At 41.9% G+C, this 17,130-nt stretch carries 17 protein-coding genes; 5 read left to right on the top strand and 12 right to left on the bottom strand.

Annotated features, from left to right (window positions below; all coding sequences use genetic code 11):
* Window positions 1-22: 22 nt before the first annotated feature.
* Window positions 23-199: a hypothetical protein gene (locus BUB77_RS30040; RefSeq protein WP_170866705.1), complete on the bottom strand. Its 177-nt coding sequence runs from the start codon at window positions 197-199 to the stop codon at window positions 23-25.
* 3 nt (window positions 200-202) lie between these two features.
* On the bottom strand, window positions 203-1,501 hold the full coding sequence (locus BUB77_RS21020; RefSeq protein WP_073278884.1) for a radical SAM/SPASM domain-containing protein: 1,299 nt from the start codon (window positions 1,499-1,501) through the stop codon (window positions 203-205).
* 540 nt (window positions 1,502-2,041) lie between these two features.
* On the opposite strand from BUB77_RS21020, the gene BUB77_RS21015 reads away from it, so the two are divergent.
* Window positions 2,042-2,599: a helix-turn-helix transcriptional regulator gene (locus BUB77_RS21015; protein WP_084124541.1), complete on the top strand. Its 558-nt coding sequence runs from the start codon at window positions 2,042-2,044 to the stop codon at window positions 2,597-2,599.
* The gene (locus BUB77_RS21010) at window positions 2,577-3,227 is read left to right on the top strand and encodes a class I SAM-dependent methyltransferase (protein WP_073278882.1); all 651 of its coding nucleotides are present in this window, start codon (window positions 2,577-2,579) and stop codon (window positions 3,225-3,227) included. The genes BUB77_RS21015 and BUB77_RS21010 overlap by 23 nt, the downstream gene beginning before the upstream one ends.
* Here the strand turns inward: BUB77_RS21010 and BUB77_RS21005 are convergent, their stop codons facing one another.
* From BUB77_RS21005 to BUB77_RS20965, 9 genes are all read right to left on the bottom strand, one after another.
* Window positions 3,228-4,895, bottom strand: coding sequence for a S8 family peptidase (locus tag BUB77_RS21005; RefSeq protein WP_073278880.1), 1,668 nt, complete (start codon window positions 4,893-4,895; stop codon window positions 3,228-3,230).
* A 142-nt stretch (window positions 4,896-5,037) separates the two neighbouring features.
* Window positions 5,038-5,847 carry an alpha/beta fold hydrolase gene (locus BUB77_RS21000; RefSeq protein ID WP_073278878.1) on the bottom strand — a complete coding sequence of 270 codons (810 nt, stop codon included), beginning with the start codon at window positions 5,845-5,847 and terminating at the stop codon, window positions 5,038-5,040.
* Window positions 5,848-6,335: 488 nt separating this feature from the next.
* Complete coding sequence (locus BUB77_RS20995) at window positions 6,336-8,036, bottom strand: S8 family peptidase (RefSeq protein WP_073278877.1); 1,701 nt, start codon at window positions 8,034-8,036, stop codon at window positions 6,336-6,338.
* A gap of 84 nt (window positions 8,037-8,120) precedes the next feature.
* A complete protein-coding gene (locus BUB77_RS20990) occupies window positions 8,121-9,452 on the bottom strand; it encodes an FAD-dependent oxidoreductase (RefSeq protein WP_073278950.1) in 1,332 nt (443 codons plus the stop codon).
* Window positions 9,453-9,635: 183 nt separating this feature from the next.
* Window positions 9,636-10,352, bottom strand: a complete 717-nt coding sequence (locus tag BUB77_RS20985; protein ID WP_073278875.1) for a DUF975 family protein — start codon at window positions 10,350-10,352, stop codon at window positions 9,636-9,638.
* Between the two features lie 190 nt (window positions 10,353-10,542).
* Complete coding sequence (locus BUB77_RS20980) at window positions 10,543-10,941, bottom strand: DUF3021 family protein (RefSeq protein ID WP_073278874.1); 399 nt, start codon at window positions 10,939-10,941, stop codon at window positions 10,543-10,545.
* Window positions 10,938-11,390: a LytTR family DNA-binding domain-containing protein gene (locus BUB77_RS20975; protein ID WP_073278872.1), complete on the bottom strand. Its 453-nt coding sequence runs from the start codon at window positions 11,388-11,390 to the stop codon at window positions 10,938-10,940. Before BUB77_RS20975 ends, BUB77_RS20980 begins: the two co-directional genes overlap by 4 nt.
* A 354-nt stretch (window positions 11,391-11,744) precedes the next feature.
* Entirely contained in the window at window positions 11,745-12,083 is a 339-nt protein-coding gene (locus BUB77_RS20970) for a P-II family nitrogen regulator (protein WP_073278871.1), read from the bottom strand.
* A 35-nt stretch (window positions 12,084-12,118) separates the two neighbouring features.
* A complete protein-coding gene (locus tag BUB77_RS20965; protein WP_334293049.1) occupies window positions 12,119-13,360 on the bottom strand; it encodes an ammonium transporter in 1,242 nt (413 codons plus the stop codon).
* A 492-nt stretch (window positions 13,361-13,852) separates the two neighbouring features.
* Between BUB77_RS20965 and BUB77_RS20960 the strand changes: the two genes are divergently transcribed.
* Window positions 13,853-14,086, top strand: coding sequence for a hypothetical protein (locus BUB77_RS20960; protein WP_073278868.1), 234 nt, complete (start codon window positions 13,853-13,855; stop codon window positions 14,084-14,086).
* A 12-nt stretch (window positions 14,087-14,098) separates the two neighbouring features.
* Here the strand turns inward: BUB77_RS20960 and BUB77_RS20955 are convergent, their stop codons facing one another.
* A complete protein-coding gene (locus BUB77_RS20955) occupies window positions 14,099-15,427 on the bottom strand; it encodes a replication-associated recombination protein A (RefSeq protein WP_073278949.1) in 1,329 nt (442 codons plus the stop codon).
* A gap of 823 nt (window positions 15,428-16,250) precedes the next feature.
* Here BUB77_RS20955 and BUB77_RS20950 point away from each other — a divergent pair.
* Both BUB77_RS20950 and BUB77_RS20945 read left to right on the top strand, forming a co-directional pair.
* A complete protein-coding gene (locus BUB77_RS20950) occupies window positions 16,251-16,427 on the top strand; it encodes a DUF4250 domain-containing protein (protein WP_073278867.1) in 177 nt (58 codons plus the stop codon).
* Window positions 16,428-16,437: 10 nt separating this feature from the next.
* Window positions 16,438-17,097, top strand: a complete 660-nt coding sequence (locus tag BUB77_RS20945; protein ID WP_073278948.1) for a YigZ family protein — start codon at window positions 16,438-16,440, stop codon at window positions 17,095-17,097.
* The last annotated feature ends 33 nt before the right edge of the window (window positions 17,098-17,130 follow it).

Raw genomic sequence — 17,130 nt, 5'->3', positions numbered from 1 at the left:
GCATCCTATTAGTCTTACTATTCTATCCAATTTGAATTGCACAGCCCCCATTAGGATCCTTTTCAGTGCAGTCACCATTTATATCTATGGCACATACACCCGGATTAGGAACATTAATCAAGCAGTTTATAAGTTTGGGATCTAAATTTTTCTTAATCATCACATTATTCCAACTATTAAAAAGTACCAGAAATTCCATTAGTTATCTCATCCTTTCTTCAATTATACTATGTGCGCAAGCTTGCAGATATTCTTCCAGGACATATTTTGTATGATTACAATTTTCTACTCCAAGCAATCTTCTGTTGGGGCAGCCACCCATACAAACAGGCAGCAGTTTACACTCAATACAACGTTCATCCTTGGTAGGATCATATAATAAATAATCCGAATAAAGTTTAAAGTTATCAACAATGCCTACCATTGGAAGCTTCCCGATTTGTTTTTCCTGTATTCCTATATCATTCCAGCATTTATACAGGTTTCCATCAGCACCCACCACAAAGGAATTCATGGCATCCGCACCGCAGTAGTTTGTGAATCTCTTCGGATACAGCTTTTTGATATCCAATTTATTTTCTTTCATAAAATCATAATATGCCTGTGAAAATCCCTCCGGTGTCAGACATTTACAGGCGACATACCCATCATTCAATGCTTCAACATGCCCCAGATAAACATTAACTTTGTCAGCCAGAGCATTATCCTTTAATACCTGAAAAACTTCACTGATTCTATCCTGATTATCAATATCTGTGTTAATACGTATTGATACAGACGGAAGGACCTCTATATTTTCTTTTAAATTATTTAGAATCTTTTGAAAGGTACCCTGTCCTCCCACTAAAGGTCTTCGCTTGTTATGTACATCTTCAGGCCCGTCCAATGTTATCTGCATGCCCTGGATATTTAACTTATCCTTTAATTCCAATGCTATGGCGGGGGTTAACAGGTATCCGTTCGTAACCATATACGCAAAATAGGTGATTTGATTTTCTTCACAGATTTTTTGGATTCGTTCTGATAAGCTCCGTATCACATCAATCATTAATAAAGGTTCACCGCCATACCAGGTAACTGATAAAACCTTTAAACCCTGTGCCTGATCTTTAATCAACTGAATAATATTATCCTGTACATCCTGATTCATTTTCGTATTTTCAATACTATTTTTTTCATAGCAATAAGTACACCGAAAATTACAGTCCGCTGTTACAGCAATGGTTAATCCAAGTACTGAACGATTAAAACGGTTTTGGAAAAGCTGCAGTTCTAATAATTTCAATTCATCCATTTCATCCTCTATGATATACCCTCCCATTTTTAGGTCATCAATGAACTTCTCATCCTTGATAGGTATATTATCGCTGATAAAATCATTATATTGTTTATAATGTTCATGATCCATTAATGCCAAGGAATTGGTCAACGCATTATATGCCAATTTCTTCTCTTCCTGTTCCGGAAAATCATAAAAGAAATTGTATTTTGATTGCTTCATTTACAGTAATCTCCCATCATTTAATATCCGTTTACACCGCAAGCATTCATTGGATATAACAGATTAGCACCGCAACTTAATTTGGGACATGCAAAGTCATAAGGTCATGAGCTTAAAGCAGCTGTTACAAATAACTGATTGCTTTTAATTAAGAAATCCATCTGTCCCCCTTTCTAATAAATTTTATATAATGGCACTATTAATTTAGTACCTTTATAAATTCATGATAAAATTCAAGTCTTTTACAAAGATTACCACATCAAAACCTGAAAGACCATTACTTTTTGATTCTGATCCATATAGCCTTGCATTTACTTATATAATACATTAAATTACAAAATTTTTCTATATTTTTAATAAAACTGCTTCAGAAAACTGTTTTAGTACTATCAAACTTTATTTCCACTTTATTTCGCCTAAGAGGAAATTCCCTTCTCACATCCTTCTCGTAAGTTCTTTTCCTACATCCCCTTGACAAATACTCAGTACTGAGTATAATAATTATAGTCAGCACTGAGTATTTTAGAAAGGAAAATTATTATGATCCCACTTTATATTCTTGGACTTCTATTGCGCTTTGGCCCCCAGCATGGATATCAGATCAAAAAGCTTATGGAGGAGCAGCTGGAGGATTTTACTCAAATCAAGCTGCCTACAGTCTATTATCACCTTGAAAAAATGGAGAATGAGGGCCTGATTACCGCTTATCGTGACAAGCAGGGAGCCCGTCCCGAAAAAACGGTGTATCAAATAACTGACTCCGGCGGAGATAAATTCAAGGTGCTGCTTATGCAGACCCTGGATATTAAATACCGCCCTCATTTTGAGATGGATGCAGCATTTTATTTTTCCGACCATCTGGATAACAAAGAATTGTCAGAGGGCCTTAAAGGGCATATTGGGAATTTGAAAAAATCCCTGTCCATCATTACGCAGCACCGTGACGAAACAATGAAATATATTCCCGATGAGTACAAAACTTCTGCCTGTATTATCTTTGACCACCATATCTTACATTACCAGGCTGAGCTTGCCTGGGCAGAACAATCCATGAACAGAATAAAGGAGGCCGATTATGGTGAAAACAAGAGTAATTGAGACTAATGAAGGAATTCAAAGCGAAGTAACCGTAGAAATGTTTGATGTCTTTGCCCGCTGTATGCGTGACAAAGGCTGGAATGGTGTGGACGGCATGATTGCCTCCGGAATTAAAGGCGGTGATGTACTGGAGATTGGCCCCGGTCCAGGCTATGTGGGGCTGGAGCTGGCAAGGAAGCTTCACCCAGACTCTCTGACGGGATGCGAAATCAGCCCTGCCATGCTCCGTTTCGCAAGGAAAAATGCTGCCGATTATGGTATAGCAGCCCGGTACGTGCAGGGAAACTGCATGGAGATGCCCTTTGAAGACGAAAGCTTTGACAGTGTAATCTCCAATGGTTCCCTGCACGAATGGGAAAATCCAATCCGTGCCTTTAACGAGATTTTCCGTGTTCTCCGTACCGGAGGACGGTATTGCATCACCGATTTGCGCAGGGATGTTCATCCCATCAAAAAGACTATGGTCTATTATTCCACCTCTCCAAAGGAAATGCGCCCCGGCTTTCTCACCTCCCTGAACGCTGCCTATACCCTGTCTGAAATGACTGAGCTGCTGCGTAATTCCGCACTATGCAATGCTTCCGTAACGAGAGATTTTTTTGGCCTTTGTATTGCCGGAGAAAAATAATCAGATAATATATCCATATCCCCAGTCCGGATTAGGATATTCCATACCGGCATCCCTTCTGGCAAGATAGGTAAGAACAAATCTTAGCAGCTGGGTGTTAATATCCGGCATTATGCTAAGAATAACCCCGCCTTCCATTATAGCTGCCAGAATACCCGCCGTAAAAGCCACTGCCAATCCGCTGCCGGATAAGGGATAGAAACCACCCTCAAGGGTCGGTACGATAATATTTTCACCGGGTGCCGCAATATCGGGCTTTGGCAGGTTATTGGACGTGAAGCCTCTGCCGGCACTTGCTGCCAGAGTATTGGTAACCGCATTGTAAGAAGTAACGGTGATTACCTGCGCTGCATTGCCCGGAATCGATATGGTGGTGTTTGGATTAGAATTCAGAAAATAGGTATTGCCTGTAAGGAAATTTCGAATGGGTAGCCAGATATGGAAATTGGAAATTAATCCCACTCCTTCTTCCATCCGAAAACGCCAAACACCTTCTTCCGTATTCCTGAACCGGAACAGTAGCAGTTTTTTGACCGAATAAGTCTCATTCATAAACAAATCAACATACAGTGTTGTTTCTTTGTATGTAACCACTGTATTATGGCTTGGAGGCAGGGATGCGTCAATGTGAAGGACGGTTTCTCCAGACGGTGACAGAAGGAAAACATTCATAGTACTATGGATATTCGTCCATAATTCCATTGAAAAATCAGGATTATCTCCGCCAACATTTAATTCTGCCGTGGTATAATTTTCATCCGAGGCTTTTATGCCATAATAATGGAGCTCCTGATCCCCTTCATTCCCCACTGCTGCCGCAATACCCACGCCGGTGTTTTTTCCGCAATCCTCCAAATACCTGCTCATGATATCCTGCCCGTCATGGGCTCCCTGGGAGGAGCTCAGTCCAATACAGATAGCAATAGGTATATTAAACCGTTCTGCAACCTGCAGCAAATACTTTACTCCCAGCATAATATCGTTCTGCTGATAGCAAATAGCTGTCTCTGGAATACCATAGAATTCCGTTAAATATGTTTTAGCCGGCTTCAGCTTCACAACAGCCAGTTCCGCATTAATGGCAATGCCGGAAAAGGCGGAAGCTTCCGGGTTACCTCCGGCTGCTATGGCAGCCATAGCTGTTCCTTCTCCTACCTCATCCTTACTTGGCAGCACTTCCAGAGGATTTTCTTCTTTCAGGGCCTCATCAATATCCTCGCTGGTATATTCTGTTCCGTATAAAAATCCAACGGGTGCCTTTTCCCGGATGTCGATTGTCTGGTCCCAGATAGCTCTTATTTTTGTAGTATTATTGGCTTTTAAAAAGATTGGATTTGTATAATCAATGCCAGTATCCACGATACCGATTAATATGCCGTTTCCTTTAATATCCTCCAATCCGAACTTCTGGACAGTATAAGCATAATCAATTATTTCATGACGGTAGGTAGTGATCCCATAACATTTCGGCATGGCTGAGTAACCATAAATCTGCATTGTCTCAGGTGTAATATCCTCTGTTGGTATATGAATCACCGAAAACTGCTCGTTTATTTTCTGCACAGGAAATCCAAGATTTTTCTTTTCTTCCTCACTCATTCTGGTAAAATCCACAATCAGATCTGCATAAGCTTCACTTGTTATAACATTCTGTGTTCCATTATCCATCAATATTTGCTGTCCTCGCAGGGTTAGTAATATCTATGCTATACTCAAATTGTTTATTCTTCCTACCGGCAGGACCTCTGTGAAGAAAAATAAAAAAGGGGCTTCATTTTTGCAACAACCCCTTTTTATTCCCTTATTATTTCTATCCAACAAAATTCATTAATTCACAATTGAACTTATCCTTCTCATCGTAAAAAAGCCCATGCCCGCTGTTTTCAAAGGTTATAAGCTTAGAGCCCTTAATTCCCTTATGCTGAGCAACTCCCAAAGGATATTTGCATACCTCGTCATGGATACCATGCATGATAAGTGTCGGTACGTTTACATACTGCATATCGTCAAATAAAGTCTCATAAAGCCAGGCACATGCCACATAAACGGTAGCCCAGCTTGCTGCCTCCAAGCCCAGAGAAAGGAACCAGTGGGAGAAAGGCATTGTAATAGGCTTGTAGAAGAACATTTTTCCAAAATCCTCAAGCATTTTAGGGCGGTCCTTGTACGTATTGTTAATAATCTGAAGCACATCCTCTTCCTTTAATCCATAAGGAAAATTCGGCCTTTCTATAAGACTGGGAGCAGCTGCCGCACAGAGGACTAATTTGGACACACCGCAGCCTCTGTGCCTTGCCATATAGCGAATTGCCACAGCCCCGGCAGTTGAATGTCCAAGTAATGTGAGGTTCTTTAAATTCATGGTTTCAATAACACAGCGGATATCATCCGCCGAGGTATCATAATCGTAGCCGTACACCGGTTTATCCGACTTTCCGAAGCCTCTGACATCCATGCCGATACAGCGGTATCCTTTTTGTATCAGTTCGTTATACTGGTATTCAAACAAATGGTGATTTGCAGGCCATCCATGCATAAATAAAATAGGTTTCTCCCCCTGGGGATTTATATCATTGATATAAATTCTAACACCGGGTTCTACGGTAATGTAATATTCCATATGTGCACCATTATTACTATTTTACTATCAGAATATTCCAGTATTAGGAATTTGCCACAAATTATTATTCAGGTGCCATAAATTAATCTCAGTTATCGTCCATGTATAATTTTATACTCCAGGTATACATTTTATAAATTGATATTTACTTATGACACCCGAATCATTATCAGTATTAGCCCGACAAATGCCCTGCTTCCAATACCTAAGGCAGTTTGCACAAAATAGAAAGCTTCCTGCGCCTATGGAAATGTATTAGAAGTCCTTTTCTCTGAAGCTTTTGTGCTATATCATCAAACAGATTGTCTGAGTTCACTAAGTGCACTCAAGCTTTGCGAGTTATCTGTTTGATGATATGTCCAGCACAAAAGCTTCAGAGAATTAGGACTTCTTATACATTGGAATGAAGCAGGAAGCTTTCTATTTTGTGCAAACTGCCGTCCCCTTGCGAAAAACTTCCATTTGCCAGTTTAATCCATTATCAGAATTCAGAAGGACATAAAATCTCTCATAGTACTCATAATCCCCTTGGGATTTAATATCCCATAGCCCCAGTCTTCATTGGGATAATCCCTGTCCTTTTCCCTTATTGCGCTTAGCTGGTAAATATGCCTTACATGTGGAGTATTTAAAAAAGCTGCCCTGCCTTCTACAACTCCCCATTGGAGCATATGGGCCGTTATACCCGCCGTATAAGCAGCCGCAATACTGCTGCCGCTGGCGGCTGCATAGGTGTAATCCGGGAAGGGAGCGAGCACGTTAATCCCCGGCGCTGTAATGTCCGGCTTTAGGAACTGGTCGACATTTAAGCCTCTGCTGCTGTAAAAATCCAGTTTCCCGGTATTTATGTCATAGCTCGTGACCGTCAGCAGACCTGTAGAATTAGCCGGCCCCACTATGGTAGTGTAAATATTGGGGTTTAAAAAATAAGTGCCTTCCTCTAAAAAGTTATGAAGAGTGAGCCAAAAGTGAAATTCTCTCGGCAAATCCCCCATGGAACCAAATACCATGAATGTCCAGTTTCCTTCTGCGGGATTACGGAACCGGAATATGATGGACTGATTGTGGTTGGATGGAATGCCCAGCATACTGTCCACTACCACTAACGTATTGTCCCGTCTTTCTACCATGGTCTGTCCGTCCACCGGCGGAATACGGACAAGGAATTCCCCGGAGGGCATATATACATCAATCCAGAAGAAATTGGGCGGCTGTCCCCAAAACTGCATCATAAATCCAGGATTCTTTTCTCCCACATGGAGCTCTACATAATCCATTGTGACATTGTCCGCAATATTTCCGTAATAATGGTTTCTGCGGTTTGCTTCATTTCCTGCGGCTGTGACAAACACAAAACCTGGCTTTTCACCCAGAGAGGCGTAGAAGCGGCTGCTGATACGCAGTCCGGCATGGTCTGCCATATTATTTCCAACTCCCAGGCAAATGACTATGGGCCTGTTAAGTAAGCCTGCCACACGGTTTAGGTATTCAACACCTGCCATAATGTCATTTTCCTGATAACAGGGAACTTCATCGGGAATAATAAATATTTCCTTTAAATACTGCTTTGCCGGCTTTAATTTCACTATAACAAGCTCAGCCTCCGGCGCAATCCCCTGAAAATGATTTGCCTCATCCTGGCTGCCGCAGGCAATACCAGCCATCATGGTCCCATGCCCGATATTATCCGTTACGGGTACGACGGACAGTGGGTCCGGGCTTTGCAGTGCGGCATTAATTTGTTCCCTGCTATATTCCGTGCCATAATAGAGCCCTTCCGGATACCCCTGGCTATTTATAGTCTGATCCCAAATAGATACAATTCTGGTAGTGTTATCTTTCCCTATAAAGGCAGGATGCCGGTAGTCTATTCCCGTATCCACAAATCCTAACAGCACACCGTTACCAACATATCCGTTAAAGCTATCAGGGTTTGAATCGGGTAATTGCTCCCACCCGGTCTCAGCCTTCATAAGCCCATAGCATCCGGGAATGGAGTAATATCCGAATTTATTGATACTGTCCAGAGTCATTCTATCCATCGGAATGTACGCAAAAGCAATATCGTTATTGATATGGTTAACAAAGTCCCCGGAAAATTTACGGGCTGCCTCTGTATTGCTCCAATCCTCCAATATTATATCGGCATAATCCTCACTGGTAATCTTATATCTGTCAGCCTCATCCATGGCGGTTTACTCCAAAAAGTAATTACTTATCTATATGATAATTATAAAAAAGTATTCCATAGCGCAGCCGTTATTTACCGTTGATTATGGATGGATGACGTTGTTCCTTACATAATTAAGAGAACATCCTACATTCAAGCCCTCTGTTACTTTAACCATCTTACGGGTATCCCCAATCAGTATGGCACCTACCAGCTTGTTATTATGAAAGTAATATTTTTCGTAATTACCGTCTTCTAAATTACTGTATTCCAGGGTCTGGTATTCAAGCTCCGGATTTTTACCATTGTCCCCGCCGGCAAACAGTGCCGTTTTCATACCTTCAAAGCTCAGGGCAGGCGTTTCCGGTTCATATTCCACAGTATCACCCGCCGCATTGGCCCCTGCTGTTTTTCCCATCTGGACTGCCTGAGACCAGACCGCATAATTAGCACCCCTATACTCCGCACAGTCACCGCAGGCATAAATACCTTCCGCATTGGTTTCCATTTTCTCATTTACTGCAATGGCCTTCTGAACGGTAATTCCGCTTTCCCTGGCAAGCTCTACATTGCCTCTGATGCCGCAGGATATAATTACCAGGTCAGCTTCATAGACTTCACCATCCCTTAAAGCAACTCCGGTTACTTTTTCCTCTCCCGTTATTTCAGTAATGGAGGCATTTACGCGAAATTTGACACCGGCTTTTTTTATCAGCTCTCCCAATACTTCTCCGGCCTTGTCATCCAGTTGTCTTACCATTAGCTTGTCCGCCACCTCAAGTACGGTTACCTCGCATAATTTACTAAGCTCCCAGGCAGCTTCCAGCCCCAGGACACCTCCGCCGATTACAACGGCTTTCCTGGCACTGCTTCCTAATGCCCTTGCTTTCTTTACATCCTCCAGATTACGTATGGCAATTACCTCCGGCTTATCACTGCCCTTAATCGGCGGAACAAAACATTCTGCTCCAAGTGCATAGATGCATTTATCGTAAGCAATCCTTCTGCCATCCTTTAACTCAATGGTCTTGTTACTGGTATCAAGCTTTGTTACTTCCGAATTCAATAGATTGGTTATGTGATTCTCCTCATACCATTCCGGCTGATGCATCAGGATTTCCTGTGCCGAAATAAGGGAGCTTAAGCTCTTTGTCAGCATCGGCCTGTTATAGCTGTACTCTGCTTCTCTGGAAATCATAAGGATGGAGCAGGTGTCATTTCTCTCCCGTATGGCTTCGGCAGCACTGATTCCTGCCGCACCATTTCCCAGTATAACAAAGGTTTCTTCCGTATCCTTACTGAACCGGATATCTTCTTCATCATAGGGAATAAAATATTCCCTGCCCACTCCGCATACGGGACAGGTGTCAAGCTCTGAATCAAAAATCTCACCGCAAACAATACATTTTACCAGTTTTCTTTTTCCCTTCGGCATCTTTCTTACTTCCTCCTGTTTTTCCTTGTATTGTACATGGTTATCATATCCTGATATCCCAATTTCTATCATTATATTCCTTAAAATGTGCCCGGTCAATGGTAAGAAAAAGGCTGCGGCACCGGTGCCTGCCAATCAGTCAGGCAGCCTGTGCCACAGCCTATTAATGCTGTTTAATCCATTTTATTCATCACTTAAATCATACTCATATTGGGTTTTCTGCCCGTTCTGTCCACTCTGACCGGAAACCTCCAGATAGAAAGCCGCAAAGGCAGTCTGCATATAAGGTGTTACCCATAACAGACCAATATACGCAGTGAAAACACTTAATAGGATCCATCCAATAAAACTAATTTCAAGGCAGAAAAACCTCCATTTATACCCTTTCATCATTTCCTTGGATTTTCCGATGGCTTCCAGAATACCAACTTCAGGATCTTCTGCCATAATAAAGGGAGCCATTATATAACGATAGCTTGCTATAATTCCGGGAATTAAAAATAATATGGACCACAATGAGACAAATAATCCCATCATAAAATACAATCCGAATATCTTAAATATTTTGTTAAATCTTGAAAAAATATTGTCGAATTTAAATTCATTTCCTCTAACAAGGTTCAGAGTAAAATAATTAAAGCCGATAGTTAAAGTATAGGACACAAAAAGTGCCACAATTATCATAACCAGATAAAACAATATTCCTGTTGTTGAAAAATTGGGCTCTCCGTAGGTATACGAATTCAGATTCGACAAGCCGCTGGCAAATAAAATTAAAATGGCAATAACCACCAATACTACACTGATTGCCTGTACGGCAAATGCAGTACCCACTGCAATTCCCCAGTTTCCTTTCAAGGCTTCTCTGGCCTTTGCTCTGTAATCACTTGCTGTTAACATAAAATCCTCCCTATTATAAGTAGTGTGCTATCCTTATGATTCGGCTGGAACATTTATGCCGTATTATAAGAATTCGCATAGAACATTAACATTATAACATAAATGAAAATAAAGTCAATTTATGTAATAATATAGTTTAATGGGATAATATCCTACAATAGTCCTATTTCTAACAGGGAGTTATTTCCTATTACTTAATCAGACTGTTTATATCATCGGCTTCCTTCCTGTCCCTGCTATAAAAATGCCATACGACCAGAGAATAGATTCCTGCAAAACAAAGGCTCATGAGAAGAAACGCCTGCCAGTCCCGAAAGGAAAACCAGTTGAAGAAATAAGAGGCCGCCAGGAAAACCGGATATAATACAAGGCCTTCCGTAACAGCAAAGGTAAGGTAATTCTTAAAAGGCATCTTAAGGAATAAAAGATTGATAGCTTCCACGATGACCAGATACAAAATCAGCTGCAGATAGAATATATTGCTGCTGTCCTCATATCCGCATATTAAATTAAATGCAGAGCGAAACAAAGCTGCATACATAAAGCTCAAAGCAGTACTTGTGATGAAAATCTTACGGTTATGATTCATGTCAGACCTCCTCTTATTAATAGCTTTTCTTTTAACACCTGAATATAGTTTCTGGATACAATAACCTTCTCGTTATTCTTTAATGTGGCTTCCAGCCTGTGATTTACCATGGGCTTTACCTTCACAAGGCAGGAACTGTTGAGAATGCAGTTTTTACTGATACGGACAAAAGGTGTCGTTCTTAATTTATCCTCCAGCTCACTAAGACTTTCCTTTGCCTCATAAATTTTGTCCTTGGTATAGGCAAAGGTCTTACCATCTGCCGAGTCAAAATAAAAAATCTTCTCCAATGGTATATGATAGCTTTCATTTCCCTTAAAAAGCTCCATCGAAAAGGAATATTGACGTATCAGCTCTATCAGCTGCTTCAGCCTTTCGTCCAGATAACTGCAATTAATGATGATCTCATCCTCTGTACAGGCCATGTTCTGATTTATTGTTACTTTCATTTACACCCCCCTTTTTCATGTTCGCGCATGTCTGAAAACTCATTGTACTGTTCTGGCCGCCCCACTTTACGGAAAACAAGGCACAAGCCGTTTTCAAACACGCTCCAGTGATGTCCAGGGAACTGCCAGCTTCCTGAAAGTTCTCTGTCTTACTTGATTATATCCCATATCAGCCCTAAAACAATAGGAAAGCCTTAAGATACCCTGACTGAAGGTCAAGATACCTTAACAACGAATATAGCAGGCTGGAAGACCAGAAAGCCTTACCAATTAAATTGGCAGTTAAAAAGGCCGAAAGCGAAAAAAGGGAGAAGCTCCATGGAGCTTCTCCCAGCTGTTTCTATTATCCGTTCATTATAATGCTTTTTCCCCGCGTTCCTTGGTGCGGATTCTGATACAGTCCACAACATCCGTAACAAATATCTTGCCATCGCCAAATTTACCGGTCTGAGCGATGCTTATGATTGTATCGATAATCTCTTCCAGACGTTCGTCGGGCACAACCAGAGTAATTTCAATTTTGGGAAGAGTATTCATGATAATGGTATTACCTCTGACATACTCCGTGAAACCATACTGCTTTCCACAGCCCAGCACCTGATTAATGGTCAGTCCGTTGATTTGCTGCTTTAATAAGGCATCCTTTAAAGGCTCCAGCTTCTCCGGCCTTACAATTGCTTCGATTTTCTTCATATACAGTCTTCCTTTCTATTCGTTCATGAGAATGGTTAATCCAAACCGTTAAAAGAAGGATATGCAACTTCGCCGTGTTCAACCATATCAAGTCCCTGTGCTTCTTCTTCCTGTGATACCTTGATAGGCATTACCAGCTTGATAACGGATACAATAATAAAGGTAGCAACACCTGCAAACACAATCGTAATTAAGATACTTAATAACTGTGCGCCAAATAATCTCACATCACCAAAAACCAGTCCATTCCACTGAGCACCTGAGTTAATGGAGGTCTTTGCAAATAAACCTGTTGCAATGCCGCCCCAGATACCGCCAAGTCCATGGCAGCCGAAAGCATCCAATGCATCATCATAACCGAATCTGCCTTTAATCTTTGTCATGCCGAAATAGCAGATAGGGCTTACCAGCAGACCGATAATAAGAGCGGCCCAGATGGGTACAAAGCCGGCAGCCGGTGTAATAGCCACCAGTCCTACTACAGCACCGGTAGCAGCACCAAGAACGGTGGGCTTGCCATGAAGAACTTTTTCGATCAGCATCCAGGAAAGGAGAGCTGCTGCCGCAGAGGTATTCGTAGTCATAAAGGCATGTGCTGCAAGACCGTCCGCTGCCAAAGCACTTCCGCTGTTGAAGCCAAACCATCCAAACCATAAAAGAGCTGCGCCAAGAACAACAAAGGGGATATTGTGAGGCTTATAGGATACCACCCCATATTCCCTGCGCTTTCCAAGAATGATACAGGCTACCAGGCCGGATACACCGGAACTGATGTGTACTACATTTCCGCCGGCAAAGTCAACGGCACCCAATCCTCTGATAAGACCGCCAACACCCCAGACCATGTGTGCCAGAGGGTAATAAACAAGCAGGGACCAGGCCGTAACAAAAACAAACAACGCTGAAAACTTCATTCTGCCTGCTATAGCTCCGCAGATAAGTGCGGGAGTAATAATAGCAAACATCATCTGGAATGCGGCAAATACCGTTTCCGGTATGGTACCGGCATAATCCCCATTGGGTTCAAATCCAACCCCATTAAAGAAGGCTTTGCTGAAATCTCCTATAATTCCGCCGTGATCGGGACCAAAGCTAAGAGAGTATCCTACTGCAACCCATAATACGGAACCCAGCCCTAAAATGAAGAAACAGGACATCAAAGTGTTAAGCGCATTTTTTCTTCTTTCCATGCCGGAATAAAAGAATGCCAAACCCGGAGTCATTAAGAGTACTAATGCACTGCTGATAAGTATATATGCGGTGTTTCCATTGCTAATTTCCATAGACTCTAACCTTCCTTTTTATATTTTCTTAATGGATAGTGATTAACAGTTTAGTTCAATTACTTCTCCCGGGCACTGCATTAACTTATTAAAGTAAAAAACAGTAAAGATACAGCTTAGGAAATTACAGGTATACGGCCGATTAATACCTTATCCATCAGCTGGCTGAAATAAAAAAAGACAATCATCCCATAAAATGAGATAATCGCCTTTGACTTTAAAATGTATTATACATGATATTTTATAATTGTCAAATAAAAAATGCAATCTATTTACAAATACTATATTATGCAATATTATTTTTACGGCTTTTAAATATTTATACAGCAATTTGCACAAAAATTAAATTTCATAGACAGGTTCTCTGCAACTGCTTGCTTTAATGACTGTTATTTTTACAGCCATCGCCTCTTGTTTTTAACAACTACTTCCTTTATACTGTTGTTATTAACAAAACCTAATTTCATTGAAAGTAAAGGGGTTCTTATGAAAAAAATAAAACGTATCGGTGCCTTAATAGCCGTACTGCTTTTGCTGTCCTTATATGGCTTTACACTCTATGCAGGTCTTACCGCCTCTCCCAATTCAAAGGGACTTCTAATGGCAAGTCTGTATTCAACCATTATAATACCTATCCTGCTGTATGCCTACATGCTGGTATATAAGCTGCTTAAAAAGCGCGGGGAAGAGGAAGCCAAAAAAAGGAAGGACAAGCAGTAACACCTGCAGGTACTATTCTTCCGCTTCCCTTCTGATCCGCTCCTGGTATTCCTTTAAGGTCTTTTCATAGCCTTGATCAGACAGCTCATAAAAGCTGCGGCCCTGTAATTCATCGGGAAGATATTGCTGCTTCACAAAATGGTTTTTATAAGAATGAGCATACTTATAATCCAGGCCATGCCCTAACTTCTGCGCTCCCTTATAATGAGCGTCCATCAGATGGGGCGGGATGGTGGGAGTATGCTCATTTCTTACGGCAGCCATGGCGGCATCTATGGCAATTATGGCAGAATTGCTTTTCGGTGCACAGGCAACATAAGCAGCCGCCTGAGCCAGTACAATCCGTGCTTCCGGCATGCCTAACCTTTCCACAGCCTCTGCGGCGGCATTGGCAACTACAAGCGCATTAGGGTCCGCATTGGACACATCCTCAGCGGCACAGATAACGATACGCCTGGCAATAAAGGACACGCTCTCTCCCGCATAGAGCATCCGGGCCAGATAATAAATAGCAGCATCCGCATCCGACCCCCTCATGCTCTTTATAAAAGCAGAGATGGTATCATAATGGTTGTCTCCGGTCTTATCATACCGGATGGCTCTCTTTTGCACACAATCCTGAGCCACTTCCAGGGTAATGTGTATCCTGCCGTCCTCTCCCCGTTCCGTTGTAAGAATTCCAAGCTCAATAGCATTTAAGGCAGTTCTGGCATCCCCTCCTGAGATATCGGAGAGAAAATCAAGTGCCTCTTGGTCAATCTCCCCGTTATAATTACCCATTCCCTTTTCCTTGTCATAGACAGCTCTCACAATTAATTCTCTGATATCCTTTTTCTCCAGCGCCTTCAATTCAAAGATAACAGAGCGTGAAATAAGCGCGCCGTTAACTTCAAAATAAGGATTTTCCGTTGTAGCTCCAATCAAAATTATCGTACCGTCCTCCACAAAGGGCAGAAGATAATCCTGCTGTCCCTTGTTAAAACGGTGAATCTCATCTATAAACAATATGGTCCGTTTTCCATACATGCCCATATTATCCTTAGCCTGGCCAATGACCTCCTCCATATCCTTTTTACCGGCAACCGTAGCATTCAATTGAAGAAAGGCAGCACTGGTGGTATTGGCTATAACTCTGGCAAGTGTTGTCTTACCCGTCCCAGGCGGTCCGTAAAAAATAATGGAACTGATTTTATCCGCTTTAATAGCCCTGTACAGCAGCTTGTCCTTCCCAATAATATGCTCCTGTCCCACAACCTCATCCAGCGTTTTCGGACGCAGCCTGTTGGCAAGAGGAGCCTCTTTTTCCTTCTGTGTTTCCCTCATATAATCAAATAAATCCATCATTCACCCCGTTTCCGCACTGCTCCGTCCATAACCTCATTTCCAGCCGCAATGCACCTGCATACAAACCTCCGTTCTCTTATTGTATAGAAAAATCCCCTCCCCGTCAACTAAAAGCCCCCTAAAGGCAAACGAATGAAAAAAAGTTTATGGAAACGGACGATGACCAAGGGGGGTGTTTGGGAGTTTTGTTGCGCGAGAACCCTTATTCCACTAAAGCGGCAGAAAACGTAACTGGCAGGTAAATCAGCGCCAAACTCGCTGTGACAAATATGGCTGTGTCAGTTAATGCGCTCAAACAGTGGCACTGTTTTACCTAGTTACGTTTCCTGCCGCTTAAGTGTCATAAGGAACCTCTTGAGACAAAACTCCCAAACACCCCCCTTGGTCATCTGTGTATATCCATTATTTGGTTTCATGCGTTTGCTGTGCCTAAAACTAAGAAAAACTCAAAAAACATAATAACTGTCTAAGGGTTTCTTGCCAATACCCAGATGATTTTGGCTTACCTTTCGTAATTTTCTATTAAGGAGTTCCCTAATGACACTTAAATGGCAGCAGCTGTTCCTAGGTAAAATTATACCACTGTCTGAGCTCACAGCTCCACACCGAAACAACCTGTCAGCGAGTTTGGTATAATTTCACCTGCCAGGAACAGCTGCTGGCATTTTAGTGGAATTCGGAACCCCGAACGAGAAAATTACGAAAGGTAAGCAAAAATCATCGTCCGTTCCCAATCCCCCCCCTTATTACATTTGAAATCCTATTTTGTTTTAACTAAGCTTATGTTATAATAGTAAAAAATACTGCTTAGGAGGACATCATGACACTGCCCAAGGACCCATTCATACTGTTAAGTTACGTTAATACCCAATTAAGGGATAAATTCAAAACCTTAACAGAACTATGCGAAATACTGGAAATTAACGAGCAGGATTTAAAAGACAGGTTAAATATCATTCACTATGAATATATTCCTGATCAAAATCAATTCAGATAAGGGGACAGCAATGAACGAAAGCTGCCGAACAGTATACGGATACAGCACCGGTGAGGTGTCGGTTAAAAAATCCAGATTTATTGCTTCAATCTATCCGGTCTCTTCCGAGGAAGAAGCACTCCGGTTCATTGAACAGGTAAAAAAAGAGCATTCCTCTGCCAGGCATAACTGCTATGCCTATGCAATTGGCAGCAAGGATGAAATCAAACGCTTAAGCGATGACGGTGAACCGGCAAAAACTGCCGGGCTTCCCATCCTTGACCTTATTGTACAGGAAGGGCTTCATAATGTCCTCATTGTAGTTACAAGGTATTTCGGCGGTACGCTGCTCGGTACCGGCGGTTTGGTGCATGCCTACCAGAGTGCTGCAAAGGAAGGACTTCGGAATGCTGAGGTCATCGAAAAGACCTTAGGCTTCAAGTCAGATATTCTAATTGATTATACTCTGACCGGCAAGCTAAAGTATACCATTGCCCAGATGGGAATATATCTGTTGAAAGAGGAATATCAGGATAAGGTAACGCTCTCTCTTTTGATACCGGAGGAGATCTTTTCTTCCTTCCGCCAGAGCCTTACAGAATTGACCGCCGGAAGGCTGAGCCTTTCCAGGGAGGAAGAGCTGTGGTACGCTGTAATAAATAATGAACTGGTTATTTTTGATAACAATTAAGAAAGGAGCCGCCCCTTAGCAGCTCCTTTCTTA

The sequence above is a fragment of the Anaerocolumna jejuensis DSM 15929 genome, assembly GCF_900142215.1.
Taxonomy (GTDB): Bacteria; Bacillota; Clostridia; order Lachnospirales; family Lachnospiraceae; genus Anaerocolumna; species Anaerocolumna jejuensis.
Note: the sequence above shows the minus strand (reverse complement) of the source record. Positions and strands in the feature narration are given on the sequence as shown.

Coding starts and splice junctions, on each gene's coding strand:
- BUB77_RS30040 (WP_170866705.1), bottom strand. CDS start 199: ATGGAATTTCTGGTACTTTTTAATAGTTGGAATAATGTGATGATTAAG.
- BUB77_RS21020 (WP_073278884.1), bottom strand. CDS start 1,501: ATGAAGCAATCAAAATACAATTTCTTTTATGATTTTCCGGAACAGGAA.
- BUB77_RS21015 (WP_084124541.1), top strand. CDS start 2,042: ATGATCCCACTTTATATTCTTGGACTTCTATTGCGCTTTGGCCCCCAG.
- BUB77_RS21010 (WP_073278882.1), top strand. CDS start 2,577: ATGGTGAAAACAAGAGTAATTGAGACTAATGAAGGAATTCAAAGCGAA.
- BUB77_RS21005 (WP_073278880.1), bottom strand. CDS start 4,895: ATGGATAATGGAACACAGAATGTTATAACAAGTGAAGCTTATGCAGAT.
- BUB77_RS21000 (WP_073278878.1), bottom strand. CDS start 5,847: ATGGAATATTACATTACCGTAGAACCCGGTGTTAGAATTTATATCAAT.
- BUB77_RS20995 (WP_073278877.1), bottom strand. CDS start 8,036: ATGGATGAGGCTGACAGATATAAGATTACCAGTGAGGATTATGCCGAT.
- BUB77_RS20990 (WP_073278950.1), bottom strand. CDS start 9,452: ATGCCGAAGGGAAAAAGAAAACTGGTAAAATGTATTGTTTGCGGTGAG.
- BUB77_RS20985 (WP_073278875.1), bottom strand. CDS start 10,352: ATGTTAACAGCAAGTGATTACAGAGCAAAGGCCAGAGAAGCCTTGAAA.
- BUB77_RS20980 (WP_073278874.1), bottom strand. CDS start 10,941: ATGAATCATAACCGTAAGATTTTCATCACAAGTACTGCTTTGAGCTTT.
- BUB77_RS20975 (WP_073278872.1), bottom strand. CDS start 11,390: ATGAAAGTAACAATAAATCAGAACATGGCCTGTACAGAGGATGAGATC.
- BUB77_RS20970 (WP_073278871.1), bottom strand. CDS start 12,083: ATGAAGAAAATCGAAGCAATTGTAAGGCCGGAGAAGCTGGAGCCTTTA.
- BUB77_RS20960 (WP_073278868.1), top strand. CDS start 13,853: ATGAAAAAAATAAAACGTATCGGTGCCTTAATAGCCGTACTGCTTTTG.
- BUB77_RS20955 (WP_073278949.1), bottom strand. CDS start 15,427: ATGGATTTATTTGATTATATGAGGGAAACACAGAAGGAAAAAGAGGCT.
- BUB77_RS20950 (WP_073278867.1), top strand. CDS start 16,251: ATGACACTGCCCAAGGACCCATTCATACTGTTAAGTTACGTTAATACC.
- BUB77_RS20945 (WP_073278948.1), top strand. CDS start 16,438: ATGAACGAAAGCTGCCGAACAGTATACGGATACAGCACCGGTGAGGTG.